The following is a 17,465-nucleotide window of genomic DNA, read 5'->3' as shown; positions in this document are numbered from 1 at the left end:
GCTCCGCAGCCGCCTTCACAGATCCCCCACGGGCGTGATCGGAAGGGCCTACCTGTGCCATGCTCGACCCGTGACGAGCGAGCACGTTTCCGCTGTGGACACCAGCTCCGCCGCCGAGGCGGCAGCGCTGGCCAAAGTGGTGTCGCGGCAACGCGCCGAGCTGGACCGGCTGCGGGACTCGTTGGCCACCTCCGCCGTGGTGGAGCGGGCCAAGGGGGCGCTGATGGCCACCACGGGCTGCACCCCCGACGCCGCGCACGAGGCGCTGGTGAGGCGGGCCGAGGGCGGCAACCGGACGCTGCTGGAGGAGTGCTGGCTGACCCTCGGCGCCCTGACGCCCAGCGCGCCGCCCGTCCCGGACCCCGGCGCGGAACCGCCCGCGCCGGCCGGTGAGCGGACGGCCCTGGCCGTGCCCGAGATCGCCGAGATCCTCGGCCGGCTCGGCAAGGCGCTGGTGCGCGTCACCACCCCGCGGGAACTGGCCGGGACACTCCTCGAACACCTGGCGCCCCGGCTCGGCGCCGACGCGGTGCTGCTGTACCGGCGGCTGCCGGACAACGGACTCGAACTCGTCGCCGACGCGGGCGTCGACGCGGCCCTCGCCGACCAGTGGCGGCTGGTGCCCCCGCTGAGCGGGATCGCCCCGCTGGAGGCGATCAAGGCGGGTGAACCGCTCTGGCTCGAGCACTACGCCGAGGACCGGCGGCGCTACCAGCTCATCGGCGAGCCGCACGGGCGCTGGCGGTCCCGGGCCTGGCTGCCGATGACGGCGGGCGGCGGGACCGAGGCGGCCCTCGGTGTGCTCCGCCCGGACCGGAGCGCCTTCCAGCCCGCCGACCGCGAGCTGCTGACGGCCGTCGCCCGGCTGTGCGCGGGGCGGCTCAGCACCCTGGGCGTCCCCGCCTCGCCGGTCCCCTCGGGGTTCTCCCGGGCGGTCCAGAGCGTGCTGGACGCGCTGCCCGGGGCGGTGGTCCTGCTGACCCCGCTGCGTTCCCCCGGCGGGACGGTGGAGGACTACCGCATCGACGCGGCCACGCCGGACGCCATGGACATCCTCGGCCGCACCGGCCAGGAGATGATCGGCGCGCACATCCTGGAGAGCTATCCCTCCGTCGCCGGCGAGTCCCTGTGGCAGGGGTACCTGAAGGCGCTCGGCGGGGAGCCGTACGAGGGTGAGCCGTTCGTCTACGAGGAGATCGTCGCCGGGGTGCCGCTGACCGCCACCTACTCGGTGCGGGCCGCGCGCCTGGGCGACGGCCTGCTGGTGAGCTGGCTGCGGCACGACACCGAGGAGCGCCAGGAACAGCGGCTGGCGGACATGCAGCGGCTGGGCAACCTCGGCTGGGCGAACTGGAACCTGATCACCCGTCAGGTCACCTGGTCCTCACAGGTGTACACGATCCTGGGCCGCGACCCGGGGCGCGGCGCGGTCCCGCTGGACCTGCTGCCCGACCTGGTGCTGCCCGAGGACGCGCACACGCTGGCCCGGGGCGTCGCCGAACTCGCCCGTACCGGCCGCCGGCTGGACGTGCCGTTCCGGCTCAGGTCCGGGAACACCGTCCGGCATCTGCGGGCCGTCGCCGAGGCGGTGAACGCGCCGGACGGCACGGTCGTCGAGGTGCACGGCTTCGTGCAGGACCTCACCGCACAGCGCAGTGCCGAACTCGCCCTGGTGGACAGCGAACGGGCGATCCTCGTGCAGCGCGGTGTCCTCGACGCCGAACGCGCGCTGGCGACCCGGCTCCAGCACGCCCTGCTGCCGCTGCCCAGCGAGCCGGTGCGGCTGTGCGGGCTGCGTGTCGAGGTCGCCTACCTGCCCGCCCAGGCCGGGATCCATGTCGGCGGCGACTGGTTCAGTGCCGTCGAACTGCCCGGCGACGCGGCACTGTTCGTGGTCGGCGACGTGGCGGGGCACGGTGTGGACGCGGTCGCGACCATGGCCCAGCTCCGGTTCACGGCCAAGGGCATGGTGTCCACCGGCTCCTCGCTGACCGGTGCGCTGGCCCGCCTGAACTTCCTGCTCCTGCACTCCCGCGACAGCCAGTCCACCGCGACCCTGATCCTCGCCCGTTACGAACCGGCCGGACGCCGTCTGGTCTGGGCCCAGGCGGGTCACCTGCCGCCCCTGCTGGTGCGCGACGGAGAGGTGCGCCGGCTCGACCGACCGGACGGCATGCTCCTCGGGGCCCACGCCGAACCGTCCTACGAGTCCGCGGAGTTCCGGCTGGAGCCCGGCGACCGGCTGCTGATGTACACCGACGGCCTGGTGGAGCGCCCCGGCGAGGACATCGACGCGGGTCTGACCCGGCTGGCCGAGGCCGTCCGCACCGCCGGACCCGACTCCCTGGCCGCGTTGCTCGACGCGATGCTGGTCGGCGAACGACGCGACGACGTGTGCGTGCTGGACATCCGGGTGCCGCTGGAGGGCGAGGAGTGACCACGGCCCGGCCGGCGGGTCAGCCATCGGTGGTGGTGAGGGTCGTGCGGGACTCAAGGGCCTGGCGGGTGTCGTTGCCGTAGACGCCGCGTTCGTCGCCGCTGATGCCGTACCAGATCTGGAACCGCTCCACGGCGGCGGTGAGGGCGGAGTCGTAGGTCCCGCCGGTGGAGCCGTCGCGGTAGACGTCCGGGATGCGCAGCAGGCGCTGCTCCAGTTCGACGACCTCGGGGCCGGTGTCGCCCTGGCGGAGGGTGCCGGCGCCGTCGGGGTCGTCGGCGGAGTCCGAGGCCGGCGGGGTGCTCGCCGGTGCCGTGCCGGCGGACTCGGACGGCTGGGCGGCGGCCGCGGTGCCCTCCCGGCCGGGCAGCAGGAGCGCGCTGCCGAAGCCGACCAGGGCGGCCGCGCTGACCGCGACCACCACGGCGGCCCGGCGCAGTCCCGGTCCGAAGCCGAAGGCGCGGGACGGGCCGCCGCCCCGGCCGTGTCCCCGGCCCCGGCCGCCGTACCCGGTGCGCGGGCCGTCGGTGACGGGCGGCAGTTCCTGGGTCTCGTCCTCCGTGCCGCCGCCGGACGCGCGTGCCGAGTCGAACGCCTCGAAGTCCGCCGGGCCCCGGGTGCCCTTGGCCGTCCTCTCCTTCTCGTCGGCCTCCGCCTCCTCGCGTATCTCCCGCATCAGCTCCGCGAGGGCGTCGAGCCGGCGGGGGCGCAGCACCCGTACCGGTTCCAGCACCGGTCCGCGGTGCGGCTGTTCAGGGTCGGGCGGTGTCGACACACTGCTCTCCTTCCACGTCCCGTGTCCCGTGCGCACGGGTGTCCGCGATCCCCGAGAACACATACGGGGAGACCGGCCCGCCGGTTCAGCCGACCGGGCGAGCGGGGTCGCGGGTGCACTCAGTTCCCCGAACGGCGTGCACTGAGTGCCATGAGGGCGGCCGGAATGCTACGTTCGCGTCCATGAGCTCCAGCAGTGCGGCACCGCCCGCCAAGCCGCCCATGCGGGACGCCCTGGTCGCGGCGGCCTTCCGGCTCTTCCTGGAGCGCGGCTACGAGCAGACGACCGTGGACGACATCGTGGCCCTCGCCGGGGTCGGGCGCCGCTCGTTCTTCCGTTACTTCCCGTCCAAGGAGGACGTGGTCTTCCCCGACCACGAGGGGTGCCTGGCCGACATGACCGCCTTCCTGGCGGCGAGCGACCCGGGGACCGAGCCGGTGCGGCGGGTGTGCGACGCGGCCCGGCTGGTCCTGCGGATGTACGCCGAGAACCCCACGTTCTCCGTACAGCGCTACCGGCTCACCAGGCAGGTCCCGGGGCTGCGCGCGTACGAGCTGTCGGTGGTGTGGCGCTACGAGCGGGCGCTCGCCGCGTACCTGCGCGGCCGCTACGCCGGCCGGCCGGACGGGACGCTGCGCGCGGACGTGGTGGCGGCGGCGGTGGTGGCGGCGCACAACAACGCGCTCCGCTCCTGGCTGCGTTCGGACGGACAGGGCGACGCGGGCGAGACGGTGGACCACGCCCTCGGCCATGTGCAGGCCGCGTTCGGCACCGAGCGGGGCGGCACCGAGCCGGGCGGCACAGGGCCGGGCGGCACCCGGGAGGATCCCCCGGACGGCACCCGGGAGGCCCCCGCCGCCCACGGCGGGGCGCCGGCGGCCGCGCTGTTCGGCGGGGCCGTGGAGCACCCGGAGGACGTCGTCGTGCTGGTCTCCCGGCGGGACGCCCCGCTGTGGCGGGTGGTCCAGGAGATCGAGACCGCGTTCGGCCGCGCCTGACGGAGGCACCGCCGTGTCCGGCGTGGCCGACGGTCGGCACGCTCAATTTCAGGGCACCCAGTACCTTTACTGCTGGCACTGAGTGCCATACTCTGACGGCGTGCACGGTGGCACGGCGAACCGGGCACACGCGCGTCCGGCCGGCCCGGGTGCGCGATTCCGGATTCCGGGCGAGCGCAGGGAGTTGACCAGCGTGTACCACCACTCGGCGAGCGCCGCACAGTCGGCGGTCGGATTCGCGACGAGCGTTCTCGACCCCAAGCCCGCGGACCACCCCAAGGACGCCATCACCTTCCAGCGCTGCACCTGGTGCGGCACCGCGATGTACCACCGCCTGCTGTGTCCGGTGTGCCAGGGCAGCGACCTGCGCGCGGAGCGCAGCGAAGGGGTGGGCACGGTCCGCCACTCGACGGTGGTGCACCGCAACACGCCCGCCGCACGCAACGTCTCCCTCATCGAGATGGCCGAGGGCTTCGTCGTACGCGGCCGGGTCATGGGCCCGCCCATCGGCATCCACAGCGGCGACCGGGTGCGGCTCTCCACCGCCAAGGACCCGGTGCGGGGCGAGCCGGTCTTCCAGCTCCTCGACGAGCCGTACCGCGCCTGGAGCTGACGGCCGGGGCCGACGGCCCCCTCCCTTCCTCCCGTTGACCCGATCCCCCCTTCCTCACAGGCAACCCACAGACTGTCGGCTCCGTCCTCCGGAACGCGAGGGCCTCCCGGGACGGCCGGGGTGGGCGTGCTCGCCTTTCGAGGAGGGGAACATTGGTCCGTACCGGGCGAATATGGGTCACCGTGGCGACGGTGCTCGCGCTCGCGGGAGGAGTGTCCGGCACCACCGCGCACGCCGAACAGGCCCCGGCCACGGCGGTGTCCGGCGGGCAGCTGCCACCGGGCTGGCGCCTCGACGACGGGCGGTCGGCGCCCGGGCTGGTGTGGCGGTCGGGCAGCCGGGTGCCCATGGGGGACGCGCGGGTGGAATTCCGTGCCGAGGGGCGCCTGTTGGGGGTGCCGAAGCCGGAACGGGACGGTCACACCTTCCGGCTGGGGCTGGCGGGCACCCGGGCCGGCGCGCTGAGGGATCTCCAAGTGTGGTCCGGCGGGCGGCGGTTGGACCGTCACCAGGCCACCGCCGCACCCGGGGCGGGCGCGGCCCGGCTCCCCGCGCCGCTGCCCGCGGGCCCGGTGGATCCTGGCAGGCCCGGCCCCTATCGCACGGTCAGCGGCTCGTACCGGCTGAAGTCGGTGCGGCTGCCCGGATTCTCCGTACCGGTCGAGATGCGCGCCGTGGTGGTCGCACCGGCCGGGGCGCCCGGCGCCCGTCCGCTCGCGCTGTTCCTGCACGGCCGGCACGCCACCTGTTACACCCCGCACGGCGGTGCCGACGGCGTCTCGGGCGCCTGGCCGTGCCCGGCCGGCACGCTTCCGATCCCCAGCCACCGGGGTTACCTCCGCGACCAGCGGCTGCTGGCCTCCCAGGGCTACGTGACCGTGTCCGTCTCGGCGAACGGGATCAACGGCCAGGACTGGCAGGCCGAGGACGGCGGCGCCCAGGCCCGTTCGTCCCTGGTACGACTGCACCTGGCGCACTGGGCGGACTGGGCGCGGCACCCCCGGCAGGCACCGCGGATCGTACGCGAGGCGCCTCCCGCCGATCTGTCCCGGGTGCTGCTGGTCGGTCACTCGCGGGGCGGCGAGGGGGTGAACCGGGCCGCGCTGGACAGTCTCTATCCGCCGCCGGCCGCACAGGACGGCTACCACGGCGCGGTGCGCTGGCACATCAGCGGGACCGTGCTGATCGGTCCGACCGTCTTCGGTCAGAACCCGGTGCCGGACGTTCCCTCGCTGACGATCCTGCCGGGCTGCGACGGCGACGTCTCCGACCTCCAGGGCGAGGTGTACGTCGACGGCACGCGCGCGGTCAGCACCGGCCGGGCCCTGCACAGCGCGGTGTACGTGATCGGCGCCGACCACAACTTCTTCAACACCGAGTGGACGCCGGGGCAGTCGCAGGCCCCCGCGGAGGACGACTTCTACGACGACCCGGACCACCGGGACCCGGTGTGCTCCCCCGGTACGGCGACCCGGCTGACCGCCGACCGGCAGCACCGCGCCGGATCGGCCTACATCGCCGCCGCGGCCCGGCTGTTCGTCGCCGGGGACGACAAGGTCCGTCCGCTGCTGGACGGTTCGGGGCGGCGGGCGCCGTCGGCGGATCCGGCGCGGGTGCTCAGTCACGCGGTCGGCGCGAACCGCGGGGCCGGGTTCCTGCCGGACGGCGGGGTGACCGTGACCGGCGGCCGGCTGTGCTCGGCGGTCGATCCCGACCCGGCGGCGGCCTGTCTGGGCCAGGGTGCCCGGGGGACCTCACCGCACTTCGCGCAGTGGGAGACGGCACGCGAGGCCGGGCGGCACGCGATCGCGCTGCGCTGGACGGCCGCCGGTGCTCCGGCGCGGGTACGGCCGGCCCGGCCGGTCTCCCTGTTCGGTGCCAAGGCACTCGCGCTGCGGGTCTTCGTGCCGCCGAACTCCCGGGGCACGAAGCTCGACGTGTCCGTCACCGACAGCCACGGGCGGCGGGCGAGGCTGGGCCGGGTCACGGTCGACGGGCTGCCCGGCAGCGACCGCACCGCCTCCTACTGGGCGCGCGAGGTGCACGTGCCCCTGACCGCCGCGCGCGGCGCCCGGCTGGACCTGCGGTCCGTCGCGTCCCTCGAACTGACGCCGCGTTCGGCGTCCGGTCAGGCCTGGCTGATGGACGCCTGGGGCTGGCGTCCTGGCACCCCTGCGGTCCGGGCGGCCGAGCTGCCGCGCGTGGACGTCGGCCGGCTCACGGTCGACGAGGGCGACTCCGGTGTGCGCACGTACCGGGTCCCGGTGACGGTGTCCGGCCGGGGCAGCGGCCAGGTCCGGGTGTACGTCCTCGACCCGGCGACCGGCACCGTCGAGGACCGGCTGGTCACCGTCCGGCCCGGCGGCGATGACGTCGACATACCGGTGCGGGTGACCGGCAATACCCGGTACGGCCTCGACGTGCCGCACGACGTGCTGGTCAAGGCGGTGCACGGGGCTGTGGTGGGCTCCTACCGGGGCGGGGTGACCGTGCACGACGACGACCCGGCGCCGAAGGTCACCGTGACCCCGCTCGCTGACCGGGTGACCGAGGGCTCGGCCCTGAGGTGGCGGATCTCGCTGTCGGAGGCCGCCGACACGGACCTCGGCGCGCTGTTCGTGCCGGTACCGGTCGGCGGCGGTGCGGAGCTGTCCACCAAGGACGTCGACCCGGCCTGGCTGGCCGGGGTCTCCGGCGCCCGACCGGACCCGGAGCGGCCGCTGTCGAAGGTGGACGGCCTGTATCTGTGGCTGGACATGCCCGCCGGGAAGACCGCCCTGGACGTGGCCGTGCCCACCGTCGGGGACCGGGTCAGGGAGCCGGCCGAGTCGGTGAGCTTCCGGGAGACCGGCGACGACGGCCGGCCGCTGCCGGACGGGCTCGCGCTGAACGGCACGGTGCTGGACGCCTCGTAGGCACGTCGGCCCTGGGGAGGCGGCGGCCTCCTCAGGGCTTCAGCGTCACCCGGATGCCGACGGTGCCGTCCAGGCCGCGCCGCAGCCTGCTGCCGAGGAGCGTGAGACGGCCGGTGACGCCGTACTTGCGGGCGATGAGCCGGCGGTAGCGGGCGGTGGTGGCCGCGTCGACGATCTCGGCGGTGGCCGGGACCGGCTCACCGGTCGGGCGCCCGCGCAGGTCGCAGGGGCCGACCTGGACGTCGGCGCGGCGGCGGATCCGCTTGACCTTCCAGCTGTCGGTGGTCGTCCAGACGCCGAGGCCGTCCCCGTCCCGCACCACCCACACCGGGGTCGGCACCGGGGTGCCGTCCTTGCGGTAGCTGGTGACCAGCAGGTACTTTCCGGCGCCGAGCCGGTCGAGTGCCGTCCCGGAGGTGTCGTCCATGCCGGAAGTGTAGGCGGCCCGCGGCTGTCCGGGCGGACCGGCCGGCGGGCTCAGCCCAGTGCCGTCGCCATGCGCCGTACCGCCTCCGTGATCACCTCGGGTGAGGTGGCCAGGTTGAACCGGACGTGTCCGGCGCCGCCCGTCCCGAACGGGATCCCGGAGTTGACGGCGACCCGGCCGCGCTCCAGGAACACGGCGGCCGGGTCGTCGCCGAGACCGAGGGCGCGGCAGTCGAGCCAGGCGAGGTAGGTGGCCTCGGAGGGCCGGTACCGGATGCCCGGCAGGTGGCGGTCGAGCAGTCCGGCGAGGAGCCGCCGGTTCTCGTCGAGGCCGGCGAGCAGCGCGTCCAGCCAGGCGGTGCCGTCGGTCAGCGCGGCCGTGTGGGCGAGGACGCCGACATGGCTCGGGCCGTGGCCCACCTCCTCCGGCAGCCGGGCGAGGTCGGCGGCGGCCCCGGGTCCGGCGACGGCGAGGGCGGCCTTGAGCCCGGCGAGGTTCCAGGCCTTGGACGCCGACATCAGCGACAGCCCGTGCTCCGCGCCCGGCACGCTCAGGTACGGCACGAAGACGGTGCCCGGCGCGGTCAGCGGGGCGTGGATCTCGTCGGCGACGACCCGGACGCCGTACCGCTCGGCGAGGGCTGTCACGGCGGTGAGCTCCTCGAGGGTGTGCACCGCGCCGGTCGGGTTGTGCGGGCTGCACAGCAGATGGGCGGCGCGCGCACCGCCGAGGCCGCGGAAGGTGTCCTCCAGGACTCCGAGGTCGAGCCGTCCGTCGGCGCCGAGCGGGGCCTCCACGACCCGCCGGTCCAGGTTCCCGACGAACTGGTAGAACGGCGGGTACACCGGCGAGTTGACGACGACCGGGTCGCCGGGCCCGGTCACCAGCCTGAGCATCTCGACGATGCCGAGCATCACGTCGGGGACGATCGCGGTGCGGGTCACGTCCAGCCCGTCCCAGTCCCAGCGTTTCGCGGCGAACGCGGCGAGCGCCTCGGCGTAGGCGGTGCCCGCGGGGTAGCCCGTGTCGCCGAGTTCCATCGCGTCGGTGACCGCGCGGACCACCGCTCGGGCGAGCGGCACGTCCATCTCGGCCACCCACACCGGGAGTACGTCCTGCGGATAGGTGCGCCATTTCATGCTGGTACGACGTCGCAGCCGGTCGAGGGTGAGGGCGCGCAGCGGGTTCGGTTCGCCCGGATTCTCCTGCGGGATGCTGGTCATGGGCTCAAGATAGGCGGCCGGCGCGGGCCCGGGAACGAGGCGGGCGGTCACGTCGTACCGCCACGGGATCGTAAAGATCACCACCCCGGTGAACGCCGTTGCGCCCGGCCTCGTATGAAGAGCCGGGCGCTCGACGACCGGAGGGCCCCGCGGTGTCCGCACCGCGCGTTCGGGGTTTCGGGAGCCATGGATGAGGCACGCACGACGACGGGTCGTCCGGCGGGGGACACAGCTGGCGGCGGTCGGCGGACTCCTTCTGGGAGGCGCGATGGTCACCACGGCCATGGCGAGCGAGACTCCCGGCACGTCCGCCGTCCCGTTCAGCTCGGCCACGGCGGCCGGTGACACCGGTGCCGCGCTGGTGGCGAAGCTCGGCACGGCCCGGACGGCGGGCAGCTGGATCGGCGCGGACGGCAAGCCGGTGGTCGCGGTGACCGACGAGCGGGCCGCGGCGGCGGTCCGGCAGGCGGGTGCCGAGCCCAGGATGGTCTCGCACAGCATGAACGAGCTGAAGGCGGCGACCGCCACGCTGCGTGCCGCGCCCCGGGTGGCCGGCACCGCGTGGGCCGTGGACTACCGGACCAACCGGGTGATGGTGGAGGCCGACAGCACGGTCTCCGCCGCCCACTGGTCGGACCTCAGCAGGGTCGCGGCGGGCATCGGCAGCTATGTGCGGATGCAGCGGTCCTCGGGCACGTTCAGTCCCCGGCTCAACGGGGCGCAGCCCATCCTGTCGACGGGCGGCCGGTGTTCGGCGGGGTTCAACGTCACCAACGGGACGACCGACTTCATCCTCACCGCGGGGCACTGCGGTCCTGCCGACACCATCTGGTTCGACGAGGGCCAGGGCAGCAACACGCAGGTGGGCACCACCGTCAACACCCAGTTCCCGGGCAACGACTTCTCGCTGATCCAGTACGCGAACGGGAAGGCCGGTGACAACGCCGACGTGGTCGCGATCGGCAACGGCCAGGGCGTGCACATCACCGGGGCCGCCGATCCGACGGTGGGGCAGAAGGTGTTCCGCAGCGGCAGCACGAGCGGTCTCCACGACGGCACGGTGACCGCGCTCAACGCGACCGTCAACTACCCGGAGGGCACGGTCACCGGGCTCATCCAGACGAACGTGTGCGCCGAACCGGGCGACAGCGGCGGGCCGTTGTTCTCCGAGGGGATCGCGCTGGGCGTGACCTCGGGCGGCAGCGGTGACTGCACCTCCGGCGGGGTGACGTTCTTCCAGCCGGTGACCCGCGCGATGGCCGCGCTGAACGTCCAGCTGATCGTGCCCAAGCAGGCCGCCGCGGGGACGGGTGCCTCGGCCGCGCCGTCCACCTCGGCCACCCACAGCGCGATCGCCCCGAACGGGGCCTCGCCGGGCTCGGCCGCGGCGGTCGGCACCTCGCAGGACACCGGTCTGGTCGCCCGGCTCACCGACACCCGCAACGTGGGCCCGGGCCTGCTGGTGATCGGGGGCAGTCTGATCGCCCTGGTCGGGACCCGCTTCATCCGCGCGGAGCAGGACCGCAAGGCGTACCAGCGCTACTACTCGGCGACGTGGGGCTGACGGGAGAGGTGGTCAGGCCGCCCGGTCCGGCTGGTGCGGGGACGCGGCCGCCCACTCGAGGACGAGCCGCTGGTACTCCTCGCGCTGCTCGGTGGTCAGTGTCCCGCCCGACCGGAGCCACAGGGCCCGGATCTCCTCGTTGACCTCGTCGGCCGATCGCTCGGTGACGGCTTCAACAGTGGTGGACATGGTGTGAAGCATATGCCGATGGACGTGAAGGCGCCGTGAGTAAGTACGACCGATACGGACATATCGGACCGTGTTACTCATCACGTCAATGTGTCGAGGAGCAGGCGCAGTTCAGCCGCCCGCGCCGCCGAGCACCAGTACCTGGATCGCCAGCACGGCGGCGCCGCGCGCCCAGTCGTGGAAGTCGGAGACCTTGGTCTCCAGGCCGATCGGGGCGGCGAGCGGATGCCGGTGGGAACGGACGGCGTCCCACACCGTGTCCCCCGCCACGTCCATCAGACCGACGCCCTCTCCGGCCAGCAGGATCTTCTGCGGCATGGCGAAGTTGGCGATCTGGGCGAGCAGGACGCCCAGCGCCCGCCCGGCCTCGCCGATCACCCGCGCCGCCATCGGCTCTCCCGCCGCGGCGCCGGCGAGGATCTCCTCGTACGACGCGTCGCGGCCGGTGGCGGCCCGGACCTGGTAGCGGATGCTGGGGACGGTGAGCAGTGACACGGCGCTGCCGCGTTCGCCCTGCGGGGTGAGCGGGCCCTGCGGGTCGATGATCCAGTGCAGCCCGAAGCCGCGGTCCTCCTCGGCGTACGGGACCCGCCGGCCGCCGAGCACCAGTCCGTAGCCGATCCCGGCACCGATGGTCAGGACCACGAAGCGGTCGAGTCCGCGGCCGGCGCCGAACCAGGTCTCGGCCTCGACCAGGGCCGCCACGTCGTTCTCCACGACGACGGGCAGCCCGGTGCGCTCCCGGACCAGCTGGGCCAGCGGCACGTCGCGCCAGCGCAGGTACGGCGACTCGCCGACCACCGCGTGCGCGCGCACGAACCCGCCGACACCGATGCCGATGCCCGCGACGGTGGGGTGCCGGCCGGTCAGTTCGGCGGTCATCGCGGCCACCAGATCGGCGACGTACCCGGGGTCGTGGCCGGTGAGGGGGCGGTCGAGGCGGGCGACGATGTCGCTCCTGAGGCTGGTGACGACGCCGTAGACCATCTCGTCGGTGATCTTGAAGCCCAGGAAGGAGCGGGATTCGGCGACCACGTCGAGCGGCTGCGAGGGACGGCCCTGGCGCGCCTCCGCCGGAGCGCCCGCCCAGGGCGCCTCGACGAGCAGGCCGGACTCGATGAGCGGCTTGGTGAGGCGGGTGAGGCTGCCCTGGGAGAGGCGCAGCCGGCGGGCCAGCTCGGTCCGCGAGAGCGGGCCGTGGACGAGCACCTCGATCGCCACGGAGCGCTCCGCGGGGCTCAGCGGCAGCCAGTCGCTCACGGCATCCCTTTTCTTCCGGAACTGAAGTAACACGGTCACCCTACTGCGCAGCGGGCACGCCACAGAAGCGCCCTGCTGAGGTCTTCCCTGCTTCCTTCCGCCCCTTGACGGCGAGATTCTTCCGCAGCAAAAGTTAACCCCATGACTTTCTCACTCGGCATCGTCGGAGCCGGTCAGTTCTCCGGCCAGTTCGCCACGCTGTTCCAGGCCCATCCCGGCGTCGGCGACGTGTACGTCACCGACCTGCTGCCCGAGCGGGCGGAGCAGCTCGCCGCCGCCCAGAACCTCGCGGGCACCTTCCCGTCGTACGACGCGATGCTGGAGTCGCCGGACGTCGACGCGGTCGCGATCTTCACCCAGCGCTGGACGCACGGCCCGCTGGTGGTGCAGGGCCTGAACGCCGGGAAGCACGTGTACTCCGCGGTCCCGATGGCGATCACGACGGAGGAGATAGCGGCGATCATCGACACGGTCAAGGCGACCGGGCTGACGTACATGATGGGCGAGACCAGCCAGTACAACCCGGCGACCGTGCACGCCCGCAACCAGATCGCCGAGGGCGCCTTCGGGCGGCTGTTCTACGCCGAGGGCGACTACGTCCACGACATGGACCTCGGGTTCTACGACGCGTACCGCTACAGCGGCGGCGAGAACTGGAAGGCGACCGCCAGCTATCCCCCGCTGCTGTACCCGACGCACGCGGTGGGCGGGGTGCTCGGCGCCTGGCAGACGCACGCGGTCAGCGTGTCGGCGATCGGCGTGGTGGACGAGCGCGGGGACGGCGTCTTCGACAAGGACGTCAGCCAGTTCGGCAACGACGTGTCCAACGCCACCGCGCTGTTCGAGGTCGCGGGCGGCGGGTCGTTCCGCACCAACGAGTTCCGGCGGGTGGGCTACCCGTCCCACATCCGTGAGTCACGGTTCCGGTTCTTCGGGACCGAGGCCAGCATGGAGCAGCTGGCGACGGTGGCCCTGTGGCAGGACAAGAAGGGCGTGCAGGACATCAGCGAGCTCCTGGAGCCCAAGCCCACCATGTCCCCCGACGACCCCTCGCTCCAGCACATCGCGCCGGAGCTGCGGGCGGCCTTCACCTCCGGGTCGGCGCCGGTGCACGACCGGGAGCGGCTGCCGCGCGAGTTCGACACGCTGCACAACGGACACGAGGGCAGCCACCACTTCCTGGTCGACGACTTCGTGACGGCCGTGAACTCGCGCACACTGCCGTCCGTCAACGCCTGGGTGGCCGCCCGCTACACCCTGCCGGGCATCATCGCGCACGAGTCCGCGCGGCAGGGCGGGGCCAGGCTGGAGATCCCGGACTTCGGGGACGCCCCGGAGAGCTGAGCCGGGGGCCCGCAGGCCGGGGCCGGGTACCGTCAGGTGCCCGGCTTGCGGCCGTACACGTAGACGTCGTCGCCGGTCTTCAGCAGCGACCAGTACTTCTTGGCCGTGGTGGGGGTCATGTTGACGCAGCCGTGCGAGCCCGGCGGGTTCCACATGCTGAGGTTCACCGAGTGGAAGGCCTGGCCGCCGTCGAAGAACTGGCTGTAGGGCATCGGCACGTTGTAGACGGACGACACGTGGTCGATGTCACGCCAGTAGATCTTCTTCAGACCGGTGCGGGTCACGAACCCCTTGCGGCCGGTGCGGACCGGGACGGGGCCGTAGACGAGCCTGTTGCCGTCCTGGATCCAGCTCAGCTGGAGGGTCAGGTTCACACAGGCGATACGGCCCTTGTTCGTCGGGCACTTGCCGTCCTTGTTGGGCGTGTTCCCGACGGCCTTCTGCTTGTTCATCAGGTCCATCACGCCCCAGGTGACGGAACCGGCGTAGCCGACGGCGGGCGTGATCCCGTGCTTGTTCTGGAACGCCTGGATCGCCTTGCAGTCGGCGGTGGACTGCTTCCCGTCGACCGGCCGGCCGAGGAACTTCTCGACCTGCTTCTGGTACGGCCCGGCCTGCGTGGTGCAGCTCGCGGCCTGCGCCGGGGCGGAGGTGAGTGCGAGCGTGAGCGGCGCCACCAGGCCCGTGACACCGAGCACTACGGCACTTCGTCTGCGTATGTCCCCCATATGACGTCCGTCTCCTTTTCCTGCGCTGTGGTCTCGTCGTACTGGACCGCCCGATGCGCGGCATTGGTTGTAGCCCGGGGCGGGCTGTGACGAAACGGTTAACTTACCCGCCGCGGCCGCCCTGGCCGGCATCGGTCCACTTACCCGGAAGTGGCCCGCGCCACAGCGTCGTGGCCGACCTAGTGTGCGGGTCATGCACCCCGCACTCGCCGACGATCTCGCCCGGCTTCCCGAACTCCTGCGGTCCGCACGCGACATGGCAGCCCGGGAGGTGTCCGGGGCAGCGGCCGAGCGGCCGGTCGTGGCACTCGGGCCGGCGCCCGCGCGGGCGCCGTTGCCCGAGCGGGGGGAGGGCGGGACCGGCGCGCTGGCCCGGTTCACCGAGCGGTGGGCGCCGGGTATGTCCGCCTCGGCCGGCCCACGCTACCTGGGTTTCGTCACCGGCGGCGTGACCCCCGCCTCCCTGGCCGGGGACTGGCTGACCTCGGCGTACGACCAGAACCTGTCCGGGGCGGCCGGCTCCTGGGGTGCCGCCCTGGAGCGCGAGACCGTGTCCTGGCTTGGCGAGCTGTTCGGGCTCGGCGAAGCCCACAGCGGGGCCTTCGTGACCGGGGCCACGGTGTCGAACACGGTCGGGCTGGCAATCGGCCGCGCCTGGCTCGGCGAACGGCTCGGGGTGGACGTCTCCCGGGCGGGCGCCGCCGCGCTCGGCGCCGTCGACGTGCTCTCCGGCAGCCCGCACTCCAGTGTCGGCAAGGCGCTCTCGGTGCTCGGCATCGGCCGGGACCGGCTGCGGCCGGTGCCGCTGCTGCCCGGCGGCCGGGAGGCGGTGGACGTGACCGCGCTCGACGCGGCGCTGGCCGCGCTCGACGGGCGGCCGGCGATCGTGGTCGCCAACGCGGGCACCGTGAACACCGTCGACTTCGACGACCTGCGGGCGATCGCCGCCCTCAGGGAGCGGTACGACTTCTGGCTGCACGTGGACGCCGCGTTCGGCGCCTTCGCCGCCCTCTCCCCCGCCCACGCCCACCTGGTGGCCGGCCTGGACGAGGCCGACTCGGTCTGCGTCGACCTGCACAAGTGGCTGAACGTCCCCTACGACGCGGCCGTGCAGTTCACCCGCCGCCGCGACCTCCAGGTGGCCGTCTTCCACAACGAGTCCCCGTATCTGGGCCCGCCCGCCGACGAACCCGACTTCCTGCACCTCACCCCGGAGAACTCCCGCCGGCTGCGGGCGCTGCCCGCCTGGTTCTCGCTGACGGCGTACGGCCGGGAAGGGCACCGGGAAGTCGTCGAGCGCAACGTGGCCGAGGCCCGCCGCCTGGGCGCGGGCGTCGAGGCGCTGCCGGCGCTGCGCCTGCTCGCGCCCGTCCGGCTCAACGTGGTCTGCTTCACGCTCGCCGAGCGGCCCACGCCGGAGCGGCTGGCGGCGCTCGCCGGGGCGGTCGCCGCGTCCGGGGAGGCGTTCGTCACACCCACCGTGTACGCCGGGGTGCCCGCGCTGCGGGCGGCCTTCAGCAACTGGCGGACCACCGAGGACGACACCCGGCGGGTGCTGGCCGCGCTCGCCACGGCGTCAGCGGCCCTCTGAGGCGCGCCGGGCCTCCTGGTGCGGTCGCAGCGCCGCGTGGAAGCCGCCGTGGACCGCGGTGAGGCCGCCGTCGACGCGCAGGGTCGTGCCGGTGATCCAGGCGGCGTCCCGGGAGGCCAGGAAGGCGACGGCGGCGGCGATGTCGGCCGGCTCGCCGACCCGGCCCAGGGGGTAGAGCGCGGTGAGGGCGTCGACCTCGTCGTCGCGTCCCTCCCAGGCGGAGGTGCGGACCGTCCCCGGCTCCACCAGGTTGACCCGGACCCCGCGGGCGGCCGCGTGCCCGGCGAGGGTGCGGGTCAGCGAGACCAGCCCCGCCTTGGCGGCGCTGTACGCGTGGTTGCCGAAGTCGGCCTCGGCGTTGACGGAGCCGATGCTCACGATCGCGCCGCGGCCGGAGGCGGCGAGGTGCGGGAGGGCGGCGCGGCAGCAGCGGTGCACGCCGGTGAGCGTGACGTCCAGGTCGAGGGCCCACGCGTCGTCCGGCTGGTCCTCGAAGAGCGGCTGGTCGGGGGTGCAGTGGGCGGCGCAGTTCACCAGCACGTCGAGTCCGCCGAAGGAGGCGACGGCGTGGTGGACGGCCGCCTCCACCGAGTCCCGGTCGGCCACGTCGCAGGCGAACGCCTCGGCGGCCAGGCCCTGGTCGCGCAGCCCGGCCGCCGTCCGCCCGGCCTCGGGCAGGTCGCGGTCGGTCAGCAGCACCCGGCCGCCTTCCTCGGCCAGCCGCCGGGCGACGGCCGCGCCGATGCCGCGGGCCGCGCCCGTGACGAGAATCCGGTGTCCCGCAAAGCGATTGAGTCCGGTCATGGGGACGACCGTACGGGCGCGACGATCAACAGGACAGATAACGTGCGCACATGTCCGCCTTCTTGCAGCAACTCCCGGCCCTGATAGGCGTCGTGATCGGCGCGCTCGGTTCGTATCTCGCCGTGGTGCGGGGTGACCGAGCGCGGTTCCGGCGTGAGCAGGAGGCGCGCTGGGAGGAGCGGCGGCTGGTGGTGTACAGCGAGTACGCGCGGGCGCTGAAGAGGACGGTGAACCTCACCTACCGCGTCGCGGCCCATCTGGGCAACGACCCTCATCCGCACCCGATCTCCCCGGCCGAGGCCGAGTCGCAGCTGGCGGCGGCCACCGACGGCCGTGATCCGGCTGGGGAGGCGCTGATCATGCTGGGCAGCCGGGAGGTGGTGGAGCAGGCACGGGAGTGGGTGACCGCGGTGATGGCCATGGAGCGGTTCATGCGCTCCGGGACGGTCGACCCGGAGGCCTGGCAGGACCTGCTGGCGCGGCAGCGGGCCTGCCGGGAGCGCTACTACACCGCCGTACGCGAGGATCTCGCACTGCCTCCGGGACACCCGGCGCTCTGGCCCACCCGACCGGTGCCCGACAGCTGAGGAACGTGCC

At 73.7% G+C, this 17,465-nt stretch carries 15 protein-coding genes; 8 read left to right on the top strand and 7 right to left on the bottom strand.

All coding sequences use genetic code 11. The features are described 5' to 3' along the window. Window positions 1-94: 94 nt before the first annotated feature. Window positions 95-2,437 (top strand): SpoIIE family protein phosphatase, encoded by a 2,343-nt coding sequence (locus MB828_RS30560; RefSeq protein WP_301650995.1) that lies wholly within the window; start codon window positions 95-97, stop codon window positions 2,435-2,437. Between the two features lie 19 nt (window positions 2,438-2,456). Here the strand turns inward: MB828_RS30560 and MB828_RS30555 are convergent, their stop codons facing one another. Next, window positions 2,457-3,212: a peptidoglycan-binding protein gene (locus tag MB828_RS30555; RefSeq protein WP_301650994.1), complete on the bottom strand. Its 756-nt coding sequence runs from the start codon at window positions 3,210-3,212 to the stop codon at window positions 2,457-2,459. 182 nt (window positions 3,213-3,394) lie between these two features. Here MB828_RS30555 and MB828_RS30550 point away from each other — a divergent pair, with 182 nt between their 5' ends. The 3 genes from MB828_RS30550 to MB828_RS30540 all read left to right on the top strand — a co-directional run bounded on the left by MB828_RS30550 (window position 3,395) and on the right by MB828_RS30540 (window position 7,738). Continuing rightward, window positions 3,395-4,210, top strand: a complete 816-nt coding sequence (locus MB828_RS30550; RefSeq protein WP_301650993.1) for a TetR family transcriptional regulator — start codon at window positions 3,395-3,397, stop codon at window positions 4,208-4,210. A 193-nt stretch (window positions 4,211-4,403) separates the two neighbouring features. Beyond that, window positions 4,404-4,823: a Zn-ribbon domain-containing OB-fold protein gene (locus tag MB828_RS30545; protein ID WP_133022833.1), complete on the top strand. Its 420-nt coding sequence runs from the start codon at window positions 4,404-4,406 to the stop codon at window positions 4,821-4,823. Between the two features lie 152 nt (window positions 4,824-4,975). Further along, window positions 4,976-7,738, top strand: coding sequence for a hypothetical protein (locus tag MB828_RS30540; RefSeq protein ID WP_430381448.1), 2,763 nt, complete (start codon window positions 4,976-4,978; stop codon window positions 7,736-7,738). Window positions 7,739-7,769: 31 nt separating this feature from the next. On the opposite strand, the gene MB828_RS30535 is transcribed toward MB828_RS30540, so the two are convergent. Both MB828_RS30535 and MB828_RS30530 read right to left on the bottom strand, forming a co-directional pair. Continuing rightward, window positions 7,770-8,165, bottom strand: a complete 396-nt coding sequence (locus MB828_RS30535; protein WP_301650992.1) for a PPOX class F420-dependent oxidoreductase — start codon at window positions 8,163-8,165, stop codon at window positions 7,770-7,772. A gap of 50 nt (window positions 8,166-8,215) precedes the next feature. After that, the gene (locus MB828_RS30530) at window positions 8,216-9,388 is read right to left on the bottom strand and encodes a MalY/PatB family protein (protein WP_301650991.1); all 1,173 of its coding nucleotides are present in this window, start codon (window positions 9,386-9,388) and stop codon (window positions 8,216-8,218) included. 190 nt (window positions 9,389-9,578) lie between these two features. Between MB828_RS30530 and MB828_RS30525 the strand changes: the two genes are divergently transcribed. Further along, the gene (locus MB828_RS30525) at window positions 9,579-10,952 is read left to right on the top strand and encodes a S1 family peptidase (protein WP_301650990.1); all 1,374 of its coding nucleotides are present in this window, start codon (window positions 9,579-9,581) and stop codon (window positions 10,950-10,952) included. Between the two features lie 12 nt (window positions 10,953-10,964). Here the strand turns inward: MB828_RS30525 and MB828_RS30520 are convergent, their stop codons facing one another. Both MB828_RS30520 and MB828_RS30515 read right to left on the bottom strand, forming a co-directional pair. Continuing rightward, on the bottom strand, window positions 10,965-11,153 hold the full coding sequence (locus MB828_RS30520) for a hypothetical protein (RefSeq protein WP_046733395.1): 189 nt from the start codon (window positions 11,151-11,153) through the stop codon (window positions 10,965-10,967). Between the two features lie 99 nt (window positions 11,154-11,252). Then, window positions 11,253-12,401 (bottom strand): ROK family transcriptional regulator, encoded by a 1,149-nt coding sequence (locus MB828_RS30515; protein ID WP_301650989.1) that lies wholly within the window; start codon window positions 12,399-12,401, stop codon window positions 11,253-11,255. A 141-nt stretch (window positions 12,402-12,542) separates the two neighbouring features. Between MB828_RS30515 and MB828_RS30510 the strand changes: the two genes are divergently transcribed. Beyond that, the gene (locus tag MB828_RS30510; RefSeq protein WP_133022827.1) at window positions 12,543-13,745 is read left to right on the top strand and encodes a Gfo/Idh/MocA family protein; all 1,203 of its coding nucleotides are present in this window, start codon (window positions 12,543-12,545) and stop codon (window positions 13,743-13,745) included. 32 nt (window positions 13,746-13,777) lie between these two features. On the opposite strand, the gene MB828_RS30505 is transcribed toward MB828_RS30510, so the two are convergent. Continuing rightward, on the bottom strand, window positions 13,778-14,473 hold the full coding sequence (locus MB828_RS30505) for a L,D-transpeptidase (RefSeq protein ID WP_133022826.1): 696 nt from the start codon (window positions 14,471-14,473) through the stop codon (window positions 13,778-13,780). Between the two features lie 193 nt (window positions 14,474-14,666). On the opposite strand from MB828_RS30505, the gene MB828_RS30500 reads away from it, so the two are divergent. Then, window positions 14,667-16,064: a pyridoxal phosphate-dependent decarboxylase family protein gene (locus tag MB828_RS30500; protein ID WP_301650988.1), complete on the top strand. Its 1,398-nt coding sequence runs from the start codon at window positions 14,667-14,669 to the stop codon at window positions 16,062-16,064. Here the strand turns inward: MB828_RS30500 and MB828_RS30495 are convergent. Beyond that, complete coding sequence (locus tag MB828_RS30495; RefSeq protein WP_301650987.1) at window positions 16,050-16,868, bottom strand: SDR family NAD(P)-dependent oxidoreductase; 819 nt, start codon at window positions 16,866-16,868, stop codon at window positions 16,050-16,052. The two genes, MB828_RS30500 and MB828_RS30495, sit on opposite strands and share 15 nt — an antisense overlap. Window positions 16,869-16,918: 50 nt before the next feature. Here MB828_RS30495 and MB828_RS30490 point away from each other — a divergent pair, with 50 nt between their 5' ends. After that, window positions 16,919-17,455 (top strand): hypothetical protein, encoded by a 537-nt coding sequence (locus tag MB828_RS30490; RefSeq protein ID WP_133022823.1) that lies wholly within the window; start codon window positions 16,919-16,921, stop codon window positions 17,453-17,455. The last annotated feature ends 10 nt before the right edge of the window (window positions 17,456-17,465 follow it).

It is taken from the genome of Streptomyces arenae (genome assembly GCF_022343545.1).
GTDB lineage: Bacteria > Actinomycetota > Actinomycetes > Streptomycetales > Streptomycetaceae > Streptomyces > Streptomyces humi.
The sequence above is the reverse complement of the archived record's forward strand: the minus strand, read 5'-3'. Positions and strand labels throughout refer to the sequence as shown.

Bases quoted from the DNA above. Each gene is read 5' to 3' on its own strand.
- MB828_RS30550 (WP_301650993.1), top strand. From the start codon at position 3,395: ATGAGCTCCAGCAGTGCGGCACCGCCCGCCAAGCCGCCCATGCGGGAC.
- MB828_RS30535 (WP_301650992.1), bottom strand. From the start codon at position 8,165: ATGGACGACACCTCCGGGACGGCACTCGACCGGCTCGGCGCCGGAAAG.
- MB828_RS30530 (WP_301650991.1), bottom strand. From the start codon at position 9,388: ATGACCAGCATCCCGCAGGAGAATCCGGGCGAACCGAACCCGCTGCGC.
- MB828_RS30525 (WP_301650990.1), top strand. From the start codon at position 9,579: ATGAGGCACGCACGACGACGGGTCGTCCGGCGGGGGACACAGCTGGCG.
- MB828_RS30520 (WP_046733395.1), bottom strand. From the start codon at position 11,153: ATGCTTCACACCATGTCCACCACTGTTGAAGCCGTCACCGAGCGATCG.
- MB828_RS30510 (WP_133022827.1), top strand. From the start codon at position 12,543: ATGACTTTCTCACTCGGCATCGTCGGAGCCGGTCAGTTCTCCGGCCAG.
- MB828_RS30505 (WP_133022826.1), bottom strand. From the start codon at position 14,473: ATGGGGGACATACGCAGACGAAGTGCCGTAGTGCTCGGTGTCACGGGC.
- MB828_RS30500 (WP_301650988.1), top strand. From the start codon at position 14,667: ATGCACCCCGCACTCGCCGACGATCTCGCCCGGCTTCCCGAACTCCTG.
- MB828_RS30495 (WP_301650987.1), bottom strand. From the start codon at position 16,868: ATGACCGGACTCAATCGCTTTGCGGGACACCGGATTCTCGTCACGGGC.
- MB828_RS30490 (WP_133022823.1), top strand. From the start codon at position 16,919: ATGTCCGCCTTCTTGCAGCAACTCCCGGCCCTGATAGGCGTCGTGATC.